General features: G+C 57.2%; 11 protein-coding genes and 2 pseudogenes. 5 read left to right on the forward strand and 8 right to left on the reverse strand.

The genetic code is table 11. The features are described from left to right. Positions 1 to 71 precede the first annotated feature (71 nt). The 5 genes and pseudogenes from ACKQAD_RS12980 to ACKQAD_RS13000 all read left to right on the forward strand — a co-directional run. Complete coding sequence (locus tag ACKQAD_RS12980; protein WP_409160541.1) at positions 72 to 1193, forward strand: efflux RND transporter periplasmic adaptor subunit; 1122 nt, start codon at positions 72 to 74, stop codon at positions 1191 to 1193. A 9-nt stretch (positions 1194 to 1202) separates the two neighbouring features. Further along, positions 1203 to 4337 carry an efflux RND transporter permease subunit gene (locus tag ACKQAD_RS12985; protein ID WP_409160542.1) on the forward strand — a complete coding sequence of 1045 codons (3135 nt, stop codon included), beginning with the start codon at positions 1203 to 1205 and terminating at the stop codon, positions 4335 to 4337. Positions 4338 to 4441: 104 nt separating this feature from the next. After that, positions 4442 to 5047 carry a TetR family transcriptional regulator gene (locus tag ACKQAD_RS12990; protein ID WP_409160543.1) on the forward strand — a complete coding sequence of 202 codons (606 nt, stop codon included), beginning with the start codon at positions 4442 to 4444 and terminating at the stop codon, positions 5045 to 5047. Next, a complete protein-coding gene (locus ACKQAD_RS12995; RefSeq protein ID WP_409160544.1) occupies positions 5047 to 5922 on the forward strand; it encodes a helix-turn-helix domain-containing protein in 876 nt (291 codons plus the stop codon). The genes ACKQAD_RS12990 and ACKQAD_RS12995 overlap by 1 nt, the downstream gene beginning before the upstream one ends. Before the next feature lie 134 nt (positions 5923 to 6056). Next, a pseudogene (locus ACKQAD_RS13000) lies at positions 6057 to 6267 on the forward strand (transposase); the annotation flags it as partial. 103 nt (positions 6268 to 6370) lie between these two features. On the opposite strand, the pseudogene ACKQAD_RS13005 reads toward ACKQAD_RS13000, so the two are convergent. The 8 genes and pseudogenes from ACKQAD_RS13005 to ACKQAD_RS13040 form a co-directional block, all read right to left on the reverse strand. Beyond that, positions 6371 to 6805: pseudogene (locus ACKQAD_RS13005) on the reverse strand (FAD-dependent oxidoreductase); the annotation flags it as partial. 125 nt (positions 6806 to 6930) lie between these two features. Then, positions 6931 to 7356, reverse strand: a complete 426-nt coding sequence (locus ACKQAD_RS13010; RefSeq protein WP_409160545.1) for an ExbD/TolR family protein — start codon at positions 7354 to 7356, stop codon at positions 6931 to 6933. A 14-nt stretch (positions 7357 to 7370) separates the two neighbouring features. Then, the gene (locus ACKQAD_RS13015) at positions 7371 to 7790 is read right to left on the reverse strand and encodes an ExbD/TolR family protein (RefSeq protein WP_409160546.1); all 420 of its coding nucleotides are present in this window, start codon (positions 7788 to 7790) and stop codon (positions 7371 to 7373) included. Between the two features lie 3 nt (positions 7791 to 7793). Beyond that, entirely contained in the window at positions 7794 to 8810 is a 1017-nt protein-coding gene (locus ACKQAD_RS13020) for a MotA/TolQ/ExbB proton channel family protein (RefSeq protein WP_409160547.1), read from the reverse strand. A 49-nt stretch (positions 8811 to 8859) separates the two neighbouring features. Continuing rightward, on the reverse strand, positions 8860 to 9555 hold the full coding sequence (locus ACKQAD_RS13025) for an energy transducer TonB (RefSeq protein WP_409160548.1): 696 nt from the start codon (positions 9553 to 9555) through the stop codon (positions 8860 to 8862). Continuing rightward, entirely contained in the window at positions 9552 to 11600 is a 2049-nt protein-coding gene (locus ACKQAD_RS13030; RefSeq protein WP_409160549.1) for a S9 family peptidase, read from the reverse strand. The genes ACKQAD_RS13025 and ACKQAD_RS13030 overlap by 4 nt, the downstream gene beginning before the upstream one ends. Positions 11601 to 11662: 62 nt before the next feature. Next, positions 11663 to 12928 carry a thioredoxin family protein gene (locus ACKQAD_RS13035; RefSeq protein WP_409160550.1) on the reverse strand — a complete coding sequence of 422 codons (1266 nt, stop codon included), beginning with the start codon at positions 12926 to 12928 and terminating at the stop codon, positions 11663 to 11665. A 19-nt stretch (positions 12929 to 12947) separates the two neighbouring features. After that, positions 12948 to 14648: an ABC transporter ATP-binding protein/permease gene (locus ACKQAD_RS13040; protein WP_409160551.1), complete on the reverse strand. Its 1701-nt coding sequence runs from the start codon at positions 14646 to 14648 to the stop codon at positions 12948 to 12950. Between the last annotated feature and the right edge of the window lie 72 nt (positions 14649 to 14720).

Consider the following 14720-nt stretch of genomic DNA (forward strand, 5'->3'; position numbering starts at 1 on the left):
CGCTATTGCAAGTTTTATTTTAGTATGAATATACTAGAATGAATATTCAACCCATCAAGGGAACTTTCATCATGTCAGTGCATTTCCGTCCCGCCAGGCCTCTGCTGGCAATGTTAACTGTGGTCACGCTCGCCAGTTGTGACCAGCCACCGGCTCCACCACAACCTTCAACTCCAGAGGTCGGGATCGTAACACTCGCCACGACAAACGTCCCGCTGACTAGCGAACTTCCAGGCCGTACCACTTCTTACCGAGTGGCAGAAGTGAGGCCACAGGTGGGTGGCATCCTCCAGAAACGTCTGTTTGAGGAGGGGAGTATGGTTCAGGCCGGGCAGGTATTGTACCAGATTGATCCGGCGCCCTACCGTGCCACATTGGCCAAAGCTGAAGCGAGCCTCGAGTCTGCCAGACTGCTGGCGCAGCGATATGAAAGACTGGTGAAAACCAGTGCCATCAGCCAGCAGGATCGGGATGACGCCCGCTCGAGCTGGTTACAGGCTAAAGCGGAGGTGGATTCAGCGCGGATCGACCTTGGCTATACAAACATTACTGCACCGATTTCAGGCCGTATTGGTCGTTCGTCGGTCACCCAGGGGGCTTTGCTGACCGCTAATCAGACTGATGCACTGGCAACGATACAGCAGCTTGATCCCATTTACGTTGATATCCCGCAGTCATCCACATCGCTCTTAAAACTTCAGGATGAATTTGCAGCAGGCCATCTGAAGAAAGATGACCAGCAGCAGGCAGAGGTCAGGCTGATGCTGGACAATGGCAGGGAATATCCGTACCCAGGCCGTATTAGACTGTCGGAAGTTACCGTCGATGAGAGCACCGACTCGGTCATTATCCGGGCTGAGTTTCCAAACCCGGAGGGAAGATTACTGCCAGGTATGTTCGTTCGGGCGACGTTACAGGAAGGGATACGGGAAAATGCATTGCTTGTTCCACAAAGGGGAATCACGCGAGACCCGACCGGACAGGCGTCAGCTCTGACAGTCGGAGAGGATAATAAAGTCATTCGTAAGCTGGTCATAACTGAACGCGTGGTAGGTAACCAGTGGTTAATCAGTGAGGGGCTGGAGAGTGGCGACCGCGTCATTGTTGACGGTACGCAGAATGCCCGCCCCGGCAGTGAAGTCCGGATAGCATCCCCGGAAATGCAGAAGCAAGAAATTTCTCAGCCTCATTAAGGAGCTCCGATGTCACGCTTTTTTATTGACCGGCCGGTGCTTGCATGGGTTGTCGCCATCGTGATCATGCTCGCGGGGGCATTATCCATTATCAATCTGCCCATCAACCAGTATCCGAACATTGCCGCACCCGCGATTGCGGTGTCAGGCTCTTATCCCGGCGCGTCTGCTGATACTGTTCAGGATACCGTTGTCCAGGTAATCGAACAGCAGCTCAACGGGCTGGATAACTTACGTTACCTCAAATCAGAAAGTAATTCTGACGGGTCATTCACGATCACCGTGACCTTTAATCAGGGAACAGACTCCGATATCGCACAGGTTCAGGTGCAGAATAAGCTATCTCTGGCGACGCCGTTGATCCCTGATGAAGTGCAGCAGCAGGGTATCCGTGTGGCGAAATATCAGGTCAATTTCCTGATGCTTGCAGGCCTGGTTTCTACTGACGGGCGCATGAGCAGTTTCGACCTGGGTGACTACCTGGTTTCAAATATGCAGGATCCGCTGACCCGTGTGTCTGGGGTGGGGGACTTCACCATGATGGGTTCCCAGTATGCCATGCGTATCTGGATGGATCCTGACAAACTCAACGGCTATAAACTGACGCCGACAGATATCAGCTCAGCCATACAGGCACAGAACGTACAGGTCTCCGCGGGCCAGCTGGGTGGTCTGCCAGCGAAGAATAATCTTGAGCTGAGTGCAACCGTCATTGGAAAAACAAGGTTCACGAAACCCGAACAGTTCGAGAATATCCTGCTGAAAGTCCAGCCTGACGGCTCACGTGTTTTACTGAAGGATGTCGCGAGAGTCAGCCTGGGTTCTGAGAGTTTTTCCATACAGTCTAAATACGGCAAAGACCTTCCCAGTACCGCCATCGCATTACGTCTGGCAACGGGAGCGAATGCACTTGATACCATTAATGCCGTGAAGGCAAAACTGAAAGAACTGGAGCCAGGGCTGCCGGAAGGCGTGGAGATTATCTACCCGTACGACACGTCGCCGGTTATCAGCGCCTCGATTGAGGGGGTTGTCCATACGCTTATCGAGGCCATCGTACTGGTCTTTATCGTCATGCTGCTGTTCCTGCAAAACTGGCGGGCAACGCTTATCCCCACCCTGGCAATCCCGGTTGTCCTGCTGGGCACTTTTGGCATGATGGCGGCTTTTGGCTTTACCATAAACATCCTGACCATGTTTGGCCTGGTGCTGGCGATTGGTCTTCTCGTGGATGATGCCATTGTTGTTGTTGAGAACGTGGAACGGCTTATGGAGGAGGAGAAGCTTTCCCCGCTGGACGCCACCCGCAAATCCATGGAGCAAATCTCCGGTGCGCTGGTAGGTATCGGCCTGGTTCTGTCAGCCGTCTTCCTGCCAATGGCCTTCTTTGGCGGGTCTACCGGCGTTATTTACCGTCAGTTTTCCATCACGATAGTTTCTGCAATGGCGCTGTCGGTGATTGTTGCACTGATTTTCACGCCTGCCCTGTGTGCAACCATTCTTAAACCGTCCGGGCACGGGCAAACCAAGAAAGGTTTTTTTGGCTGGTTTAACCGCAAGTTCGAAAGTGGAACGGCACTCTACCGTAATGGCGTTGAGCGCACCCTCAGGGCTAGGAAAAGAGCCATGCTCTTCTTTCTGGCCATCATTGCGCTGCTGGTTGCTTTGTTCCCGCAGATACCGACCTCCTTCCTGCCTGATGAGGACCAGGGAAATCTGTTTGTGCAAGTACAGATGCCGCCCAACAGCAGTGCTGAGCAGACTCAGAAAGTCCTGACGAAAATTTCAGATTATTTTCTGGAGCAGGAAAAAGACATGGTTTCCACCACCATGCTGATTAACGGGTTTAACTTTGCCGGCCGGGGCCAGGGGTCAGCGATGGTGTTTGTTGGACTCAAGCCCTGGGGTGAACGTAAGGGCAGTGTGTTTGAACTGGCCGGCCGGTCGATGGGGTATTTCTCCACCATTAAAGAAGGGACGGTGATTTCTTTTGCCCCACCGGCGGTAATGGAACTGGGTAACGCCACCGGGTTTAACCTCTTCCTTCAGGATAACAGTGGGGGAGGACATGCCAAACTCATGGAAGCCCGCAATATGTTTCTGGGAATGGCGGCGCAAAACCCTGCGCTGCAAATGGTGCGTCCCAACGGGATGAACGATGAACCCCAGTACCAGATTCTGATTGATGATGAAAAGGTTCAGGCACTGAAATTGAGTCTGAGTGACGTTAACGACACCCTGTCAGCGGCATGGGGTTCAACCTATGTTAACGACTTCAATGATCGCGGCCGCGTGAAGAAAGTCTACATACAAGGGGATGCCGGCTCGCGTATTTCTCCGGAGGACTTTAACAAATGGTACGTGCGTAACAGTGACGGTGAAATGGTCTCATTTGCCTCCTTTGCAACCGGAAAGTGGATTTACGGCTCCCCCAAACTGGAGCGTTATAACGGCATACCTGCGGTTGAGATCCTTGGGCAGCCCGCGACGGGATACAGTTCAGGTGATGCGATGAAGGCGGTTGAAGAGATCGCGGCCAAGCTGCCTTCTGGCGTGAATGTCGCCTGGACAGGGCTCTCCTTTGAAGAACGTCTATCCGGCTCGCAGGCACCAGCCCTGTACGCCCTTTCCTTGATCATTGTTTTTCTCTGTCTGGCGGGGCTTTATGAGAGCTGGAGCATTCCGTTCTCCGTGATGCTGGTCATTCCTTTGGGCGTTATTGGGGCTGTGGGGGCGACGCTTCTGAGGGGGCTGGGCAACGATGTATTTTTCCAGGTCGGTTTACTGACCACCATCGGACTGTCGGCCAAGAACGCCATACTGATAGTCGAGTTCGCCAGAGAGCTTCACGAAAAGCATGGGATGCCCCTTGGCGAAGCGGCGATTGAGGCGGCACGCGTGCGTCTGCGCCCGATTATCATGACGTCACTGGCATTTATCGTCGGTGTTATTCCTCTTGCCATTGCATCCGGCGCCAGCTCAGGCAGTAAGCATGCTATTGGGACTGGCGTCGTTGGCGGCATGCTGACGGCAACGGCACTGGCGATATTCTATATCCCGCTTTTCTACGTTCTTGTTGCCGGTTTTTTCAGTAAAAAACAAAAAGCTGATTCTCTTAATGTCAGGGAAGATGCGGAGCACTGATACAAGACGGCCCACAGCCCTGGATGCTGGTGGGCCGTTGCAATGTCTCTGGTTGTTAAAGCGCCTTACATTGCTGACACCAGGTTAACAGTGGGGAACCCGATATGCGAAGAACCAGACTGGAAGCAGAACAAACCCGGCGGCAGATACTTGATGCGGCAGAGGAGTGCTTCCGGGAAAAAGGGATAACGCGTACAACCTTACAGATGATTGCTGCGAGAGCCGGATGCACCCGAGGCGCTATTTACTGGCATTTCAGTGAAAAACACGATCTGCTCAGAGAAGTTATTGAACGGGTACCTTTTGTCTTTTTTACAGAAGCGGAGGCCGTCAGCCGTAGCACGAAGCCTGTCTCCAACCTGCGGTATTGCATGCTCAGAGGGCTGAAGGAAGTTCAGAAGAACAGACATCTGAGAAATGCAATCGAGCTGGCTGTTTTTGGCAGCGAATGTCCCGAAGATCTGCTGGGTGAAAACAGTGCGGGCAGACTACTGGGCCTGATCCACGTTGCTGTTCTGAGGGGGAAGGCCTGCGGAGAAGTGAAAGCTGATACCGAGGCAGAAACACTGACACCGCTGATTTTCTATGTTTTTATTGGTGCACTCAGAACCGGGACGCTGATGCCGGAAAATATCCTTCCGTTACGCAAAGGCACGGATGCACTGAATCTTGTGTTTGATATGGTCCTTGAAAGAAAGGGGGATGAGTGATGAATCATGACGTGATATCGGAACTTGTTGCGTGGATTGAGACGCAGCTTAGTACCAGGCTCACCATCGATGAGGTTGCGTCAAAGTCAGGGTATTCCAAATGGCATCTGCAACGGACTTATCTGAAGTCAACCGGAATGACGCTGGGTGAATATATACGCCGTCGGCAGTTATCCTGCGCAGCGGCAGAACTCAGATTCACCGGGTCAGATATCATTGATGTTGCGATAAAATATGGTTTTTCATCACAACAGACGTTCACCCGTGCATTCAGGGGGCATTTCGGGCAGCCTCCGGGACGTTATCGCAGGATAAGTGAGTGGGACTGTTCGCAACTTTTCCCGCCTTACCATAAGACCGTATACCCAGTTAGAAAACCGGAAGTCGTATTCATGCCTTGTCGCGTCCTCTCTGGGACGCTTAACAAATTTTCCTGTGATCTGGACAAATTCGAGCTTTTCAACATGGACGTCAGATACCGTTTTTTTCGCCGGCATTTACGTGACAATTATTTCCTCCCTCAACAGGCCTGGGGAGTAACTGAATTTCATTCAAGCCCAAACACCCCCAGAATCGTGGATATTCGTTATATTACATCTATGGAAGAGGAAAAAGATGCTTGCCGCTGTAAAAATGAGATGGAAATTACAATCCCTGCGGGCGGTTATCTGAAATTTCACTATAACGGAAGGCCTGCTGGGTTTCAGAATTTCATTCTGGACGTTAACCGTATTCATCTTCCGAGGCTCGGGGTTGTCAGAAGAAGAGGTTGTGACCTTGAACTATTCAGTTTTCCAGAAAGCAGTAGAAGGTACCTTGAGTCTGGGTTTATAAATTGTTGTTATTTTGTGCCATTCTCCGGTTTTCAGCGATGAATTAAACGATTATCGTTGGTTTTGATATTTATTGCCGACGACTGAAGAGGATTATCATGACCGTGTAAAGGAGACATGGATGCCCCTGTGCCGGTAGACGATCCAGCCCTAAAATTTAGGCATAGGAGGAGCGCGTGGACACACCACTATTTACACCTGAATTTGAAGAAGAAGCTGTCAGTCAGATCACGGAACGGGGTTATTTCTTTACCGGAATTTCCGACCGGCTAGGGGGCCGCACACAGCTTGTATCAGTGGCCACGTACCAGAAACCCCGATAACAACGAGCAGCATGCGTGGGATTTACTCGAAGCCAAAAGCGAGATCCCAAAGTATCGAGAGCAGCCGCACGCCCGTCCCCCGCTCTGGTCGTCCTGGACGCGATCTTCGCGAACAGCTTGTCCTGCATAATTTTCTCCGTACGCAGGGTATCGCGGTGGTGCACCAGATAAACCTTGCGGGCGATATTGGTCAGGTACAGCGCCTCTTCCACCGCCGTATTGCCGGTGCCGAACACCACGACACCCTGATCTTCGTAGAAAGCGCCGTCACACATGGCGCAGGGCGATATGCGGCGTCCAATGAAATCCACTTCCGAAGGACGTCCGAGGTACCTTGCGGTGGCACCGATGGCGATGAGCAGCACGTCGCAGGTGTATTCCCGTTCGTTGCCGTTCAGGCAAAACGGGCACCGCGACAGCTCGGTCTTCTGGATATGGTTGTCCACCACTTCCGTGTTGAAGCGCTGCGCATGCGCGACATCAGTTCCTGACCTATTACACCCTGCGGGAGCGCCGGGCCAGTTGTCGACTTCGGTGGTGGTGGTCAACTGGCCACCATGTTGCAAAACAGCGATAACCACGGGCTGAAGATTGGCGCGCACAGCATAAATGGCGGCCGCCTAGCCCGAGGGGCCGGAGCCGAAAATCAGCAACCGGCAGTGTCTTGTCTTTCTCATGTTTGCTCCTGGATAAATAGCTCAATAAAGTGCGGGAAGCCTAAGCGCGATCAGGGTTCGAACTGCTCTGCCCCCTCCAGACCGATCTTCTCGAGTCCATGGCGTTGGATCGCCGCCATCACCGCCACCACCGTGCCATAGTTGGCGGCGCGATCGGGCCGGATATGCAATTCGGGCGTATCGGCAAGGCGCGCAATGGCCTCCAGTCGGGTTTCCAACTGCTCCAGTGCGACAGGTTGTCTGTCCCAAAGGATGGTGCTGTCTGGTTCGATACGGATGCTGACTACCTGGGGTTTTTCCTGCGGCGGCGGTGTGTCCGTTGCTATCGGCAGATCTAACTTGACCGAGTGCAGTTGCACCGGAATGGTGATGATGAGCATGATCAGCAGCACCAGCATCACGTCGATCAGTGGCGTGGTGTTGATCTCTATCATCACTTGCGGTTCCTGCCGTTTTTTGATTGTTTTCAGGGCCATGATGAATCCTCCCGTCAGTGGCGGGGACGAGGCTCGGTGACGAAACCCAGTTTTTCGATGCCAGCCCGCTGCGCCGCCAGCACCACCCTACCGATCGGCTCATAGGCGGCCCGCGCATCGCCGTGGATATGGATGACCGGCTGAGGCTGCTTTTGCGCGACGCTGGCGAGACGATCGGCCAGCGCCGTCTCGGTCAGTGGCTGTGCATCCCAGAACACTGTGCCATTGCTCGTGACGGAGATGTTGATATCTTGCGCCAGAGACTCTCGGGGGTGGTTATTCTGCTTGGGCAGCGACACCGGGACCGTATGCGTTGCGACGGGGATAGTGATCAGAAAAATGATCAGCAGCACCAGCATCACATCCACCAGCGGCGTGGTATTGATGGCGGAAAGCAGTTCATCGCCGCTGTCGTGGCCGACATTCATCGCCATGCGTCAATCTCCCAAAACGGAGGTGGCTTTGCCACCTAGTAGTACCGTATGCAGTTCGCCGCCAAAAGTGCGGACTTCATCAAGCACGCCCTTGTTGAGGCGGATCAGCCAGTTGTAGCCCAGCACAGCAGGTACCGCTACCGCGAGACCGAAAGCCGTCATAATCAAGGATTCCCCCACCGGGCCAGCGACTTTGTCGATACTGGCCTGTCCAGCGATGCCGATGGCGGTGAGGGCGTGATAGATCCCCCAGACGGTTCCGAACAACCCGATGAACGGCGCCGTCGACCCCACAGTGGCCAGCACCGACAGACCGCCTTGTAGACGGTCGCCCACAATATCGATCGCCTGACTGATGGACTGGCTCAACCAGGTATTAAGATCGATCTGCTGCGCCAGCGCGCCTTCGTATTGGCGTTGCGCCACCATACCGGAACGGGCGACATAGCGGAATACGCTGGTTTCGGGCAGATCCCGGCTGGCCACGTCCAGGTTCGACTGATCCGCTTGACGCCAAAAATCGCGCTGCACCAACAGAACCTGACGGCGCATGTTGCGTTGTTCCACCAGTTTGTTCAGCAGGATGTACCAGCTCGCGCCGGACATGATAATCAGAATGATGAGCGTGCTTTTGGAGACAAAATCGCCCTGTTCCCACATGGCTTTGACGCCATAAGGATTTTCAATCTCGACGACCGGCTTCTGCGCGTCAGTCGCCGTAACCGCGGGCGCACTGACCGCGCTCTGCGCTACGGTACTGCCGCCCGGTGCGACGGGAACCGCATTATGGTGCGTCGCACCATCAACTACGGGCTGCGCCATGGCATCAGTTCCCTGAGAGGCAACGGTCTCGTTCTGAATTGGCGTGGCGGCCATCGTGGCACTGACATCCGGCGTGTTAACAGACGGTTGCGCGATGGCACGACCGCCCGGCACAATGGCGAGCAGCGACAGCCCTGCGAGCAGGATGCCGAATAAGAAACGGCGCGGGGTGCGCGGAGCAGAATAGGCGTGGAACATGGTTTCTCCTGATAAATAACGAAACAACAAGTTTATAAGCATCGTTCGGTCATCGTAGACTGAACTCGAAAGGCACTCGGATGCGCACTGGCGCGCTCTGACCGCTGCATCTGAAACGCTGTACCGCTTCGAGGACGGCGTCGTCAAAAACGGCGTTGCTTGAGCTGACGATACGCACGTTTTCCACCTGTCCACGCGAGGACACCGTGAACTCGGCCACCACCGTTCCCTGCACGTTGCGGCGTTTCGCCATGCTCGGGTAAGGCACGCTGTTCCGGACGCTGGCGTGATTGGAACAAACCACGGCGATAGAGGTAACCGGCAGCGCTGCGGGGGCGCTCGGCGCGGTAACTGGCGCGGGAGCGGATACGGGCTGTGTCGTCTCCACCGGTGGTGTCGGAGAGACAGGCGTCGGAGCGGGTTGCTGCGGGCGCGGTTTCGGTTTTGGTTTCGGCGGTTCCGGTTTTGGTTCAGGCTTCGGCGGTTCAGGCTTCGGCGGTTCCGGTTCCGGTTCCGGTTTTGGATCGGGTCTCGGCGGCTCCGGCTGTGGCGCTGGCGGAGATGTGGGAACGGATTTGGGCGTTTCGATCAGACTGACGACCAGCGGCTGTTCGATCACCTTCTCGACCACCTTGCGCGCCAGACCGTTGAGCAGCAGGTATCCGACGACAATATGCAGCAACACCACGACAATAATGCCAGGCAGACGCTGCCGGAGGTTTTTACGGGGTAATTGACGGATCATGGTAAATCTGAGCTCTTACGGTTAGCGTGGCCGCCCGGCGGCACATCGTTCTCGACGATGCGCAGCGAAGTACCGGGAAAATCTTCTATCGTCCAGGGTTCGGCGCGGCCGCCAAGATGACGGGCGAGGAAGCCCTCCACCAATGCGTTGAATGACATCCGGTTGGCCTCGCGCACGAAACCGTGTCCCTCGTCCGGGTACAGCGCATAGGTCACGGGGATGCCGTTGTCTTTCAGCGCCGCAACCATCTGCTCGGATTCGGCCTGACGCACGCGCGGGTCATTGGCTCCCTGGGCGATCAGCAGCGGCGCTCGGATCGCCGCCGCCCGATGCAGCGGCGAACGTTCATGCAGCAGTGCACGGCCTTCCGCAGTTTCCGGATTGCCGATGGCGCGGTATTGCATTGCCCGCATTGCCTCCCAGTATGGCGGGATGGCGGCCAGCAGTGTTTCCAGATTGGACGGACCGACTACATCAATGCCGCAGGCGTAGCGCCCCGGATAACGCGTCAGTGCCGAGAGCACGGCGTAACCGCCATAGCTGCCGCCGAAGATCGCCAGCCGCGCAGGATCGGCGATGCCACGGCCGATGGCCCACTCCACTGCGTCCTCCAGATCCTCGTCCATCCTGCGTCCCCATTCGCCGTTGCCTGCGTCGAGGAAGGCCTTGCCGAAACCGGTGGAGGCGCGGAAGTTGACCGACAGTACCGCATAGCCGCGGTTGGCCAGCCACTGGTGCATCGCGTTATAGCCGAAGCTGTCGCGCGACCAGGGACCGCCGTGCACCAGCAGCACTAGCGGCAGCGGTCGGCTTGCGTGCAATTCGCCGATGTCGGCCTCCGCCGGCACGGTCAGATAGGAAACCAGCTTCAGTCCGTCTCGCGCCGTGATTACGGTAGACTGCATGCGCGCTAACTGCGCGTCGACCAGTTGCGGGCGCACATCCAGCAGTTTGGTCAACGAGCGTGCCCGACGGTCATACAGGTACGACGCGCTGGGGTGCACATCGGAAGACGCGGCGATCAACCACAGATTATCGTTCTCAGTGCGACCGGCCAGGCCCCATTCGCCAATGCTCTGCGCGTTGAGAAATTCGACATCGGCGCGGATCGACTCGTCCAGCACATGCAGGCGGTAACGCTCGTAGGTCACGCCGTAGGCCAGCGGACGGTAGTCGCGGCGATCGCCGATGGTGCCGCCGATGTCGGCGCGCGGATCCTCAGCGAGTACCGTCCACGTTTCGCTTGCCAGGTCGAATGCGACCAGCGCGGCGGTGTCGCGGCCACGGCTGTCGCGGAAATACAGCGTGCGGCCGTCAGCGCTGAAATGGGTAGGCCCGGAACTGTTCGCATCCTCGGCAGGGAAGTGGAGCCACGGTTGCCACCGACCGTCAGCGTCGCGCCGTAGCAGTTCTCTGCCGCCGTCGGCGGTGTTGCGCATCGCCAGGCGTACCCGATAATCGTCGTCGGCCAGATAGGCGGCGAAGCCTGGATTCTCCTCCACCAAGGTCAGTTTTCCGCTGCGCAGATCCAGCCGATACAGGTCTGCGTAGCGCGGATCGCGCTCGTTGACGTTAACCAGTATCTCGTTGCGGTGGATCCGACTGAGCGCGAACACGCCTATGCGAGCGCCGGGCTTGACCGGAACCAGTTCACTCACCTGCGCGTTGGCGATGTCCACGCCGAACAGACGCCAGTTCTCGTCGCCGTCTCGATCCTGAGAAAACAGCAGCAGGTTCGGCACATAACTCCAACTGAACCCACTGATGCCGCGGTGGTGGTCGAAGGTGAGTTGGCGCGCGGCGTCAGGGTTGTCGCGTGGCGCGGCCCAAATATTCATCACCCCACAGTCGTCGGCCAGCCAGGCCAGCCAGTGCCCGTCAGGGCTGATGCTGATGCCAGCGCGCGCCGGATTGGCGAACAGATGTGCGCGCGGTATCAACGGCGGCACCTTTCCTTCAGTCGGCGTCGGACCGCTGGTTTGCCAGGCTGATGAGCCCGCGGCGGGGGAAACGGAATTGGGCACGTAATTCTCCTGATGTTTCATATTGCAGTTTCTGGTTGTTACGTAGGGCGGAACCCCGCCCTCCATTCTCTATGAGGCCGGCGTTATGCCGTCGGCGCAGCTTGCAGCAAGATAGCCAGCTTGACACGTAGACGCGCTTTGTACGGCGCAAGTAGCGCTTCGTACTGGCTGAAAAACGTCTCGTTCAAGCGCATCCAGTCGGCGTGTTCGCCTTCCCACTCGGCGCGGAGTTGCCGCAGTTGCTCCTCGTCCAGATTGCCTTCGGCATCGGGCTTGGCGCGTTCTCTGAGCCAATGGAAACGCATCGCGTCCATGGCGATATCCTCGCTGCTCCAGCCTTGGGCGCTCTGCAGGATGGCGAACGTCAGTTGTCCCCCCTGCATCATGAACACGCTGCTCCATGCGGCCTCGTCGTCTGGGGCAGGCAGCGGACTCATCTGCGCGATCAGACTGGCAAAGGTGTGCTGGATCGTTTTGCGTGGCTCCTGCTTATAGTCCTGCTCCGTCGCTGTCTGACGCAGCGCGTGCCACTGCGACGGTGACACGTTCTCGCCAGCGCGTTCGGCGCGCAGCAGGCGCAGCCACTGTTCGCGTAGGTTCACCAGCGTCGGATCGTGTTCCAGCAGCTTCGGCCAGTCAACAGTCTCGTCGTTCAGCCAGGACTCGAGCAGCGCCGGCGCAACGCCGTCCAGGTTACTGCCGGGACGGATTGCGCCAAACACCTGCTCGATCCCTTCCCTGGTGGTCACATCGGTGAAGTGCAGCGCGCAGCCTAGCGAAAACGGCAGGCCGGTTATGCGTTCAAATATCCGGCCATTCTGATGGTGCACCAATGCGCCCGTCACCGTGCCCTTGCCTTCGTGCCAGTAGGGAAACCGCGAAATGGTCACTTCACCTGCGGCGGCATGGCGCTGTAGGCGCTGTACCAGAAATTCCTTCAGCTCGGTGTCGCCGTAGAAGGCGCCTCCCGGCGACAGCGGCCCCGCCGCATTGTCGCTGGTACTGACGACGGCGGAGGGGGTTATGTCGAAGCGGGCCAGCCATTCGCGCAATTGCGGCAGCGTCAGCAGGCCGCTACGGCGGGCCAGTTCCTGGCCATCTCGGAATAGCAACAACGTAGGCAGATTGCGTACCGCCAGACGGCGGGATGGTTCCTTGTGCTCTTCGACGTTAAGTTTGGCCACGCGCAAGGTGTCGGCGTATTCGTCGGCCAGCTTCTCCAGGAGCGGCGACAGCGCCCGACACGGCGCGCACCAATCGGCCCAGCAGTCGAGCAGTATTGCGCCGCCGGCCTGAATGGTGTCATCAAATGACTCGGTCGTGAGATGCGCGATGGAAGAGGATGACATGGTTAATTCCTTATTTTTGTTAGGTGGATAACGTCGGGTTCTGGCCGGCGTGAGATTCGCCGCCCGCGACATCCTGACCTGATGCCCCGATGTCAAATACATGGTCGTGAAAATCCCGCAGCGATTCCCGGTGTGCCACGCTGACTAGCGTGGCGAGTGGCAGCCGCTCCAGCAACATGTTGTAAAGCAAGCTTTCTGTTTCGGGATCAAGCGCGCTGGTCGCCTCGTCCAGGAACAGGAAATCCGGGGAGTGCAGCAGCGCGCGCGCGATTGCCAGGCGCTGCTGCTCACCACCGGACAGTTTGTGCTGCCAGCGGTCTTCATCGCCGAGCCGTTCAACGATCGCTCCCAGTCTGACTGCGGTCAGCACGTTGCGGCAGGCCTGATCGTCGAATTGACAGACTTCGCCGGGGTAGCACAACGCCGCCTTCAGCGTGCCGTAGGGGATGTAGCTACGCTGAGGCAGAAACATGAGATGCGCGTTTCCCGGCATTGCGACGCGGCCGCTACCGTAGGGCCACATGCCAGCGATTGCGCGCAGCAGGGTGCTCTTGCCCGCGCCGGACACGCCTCGAATCAGCCAGCGTTCGCCAGTACCGATCCGCAATGCGGGAATGGTGGAGATAGTCTCGCCGTCGGGCCGCGTTAGCGTCAGCCCGGTGCTGCAAATGAACGATTCGTCATGGCGCTCCACCGTGATGTTCTCGGGCATCCGCTCGATTCGGTGGATGGCGGCCGACAAGTCGCGCAGGCGATTGGACACCGCGCGCCACTGCGCGAAACCGACGTAGGCCTGGGTGAAAAACGACAGGTTGGCATTGAGCGTGTTGAACGCGCCAGTAAGCCGGGTTACGTCGCCTAAGGTAATCGCGCCCGACAGGTAGCGTGGTAGCGCGCCGAGGGTGGGTACGATCGAGCCGATCTGTACGTACACATCGCGCGCAAACATCATTTTGCAGGTGCAGATCATGATGTCGCGCCAGTTATCCTTGACGTTTCCAAAAGCAGCGAGCAGACGCTGACGCTCGCGTTCGCCGCCATCGTAGAACGCGATTTGCTCGGCATTCTCGCGCAGTTGCATGCCGCGGTAGCGGAAATCGGCCTCGACCGTCTGTTTGCGGTTGAACAGCCCGATGAGAGGACGACCGACGTAGTGCGAAACGAGCAGGCTGCCCAGCACGTAGGCATAAGCCAGATAGACCATGTAGCCCGGGATAGCGAACTCATGCCCGCCCAGGCTGAACTCCAGCGTGCCCGACAGTTTCCACAACACAACGGTGAAGGTCACGCTCGTCACCACGGCATTTATAGTGCTGAGTGACAGCGTCAGGGAGAGCTGGATAAACTCCTCGATATCCTGCGCGATGCGCTGGTCGGCGTTATCCAGACTGCCGTCGCGCTCGATACCGTAATAGGCGCGGTGCCGCGTCCAGGCCGACAAATACCACTCGGTCATCCAGCTACGCCATTGGTATTTGAGCATCTCGTGTCCGAGATAACCCGAGAGCAGCTTGAGCACCACCGTTAGTATGCCGGCCCCGAGCGCCAGCAGGAGAACCTGCCATAGCCCATCCCACTGGCGGGCGACCATGGCGTCGACGACCTGGCCGTCAAGCTGGTTAGCCCACACCATGACGTAGATACCGCCAAACATCAGCACCAGCAATACAGCAAGGAGGATCCAGCCCTTCCAGCTTTCGCGCGACTTCCAGTAGGGCAATAGGATTTGCAGGACGCCAGGGCGTCCGTCCGCAGGAGGGATGAGGGGCTGTGACGCCCCGTCTACTTGCAC

It is taken from the genome of Pectobacterium artocarpous, from assembly GCF_046159765.1.
Lineage (GTDB): Bacteria > Pseudomonadota > Gammaproteobacteria > Enterobacterales > Enterobacteriaceae > Pectobacterium.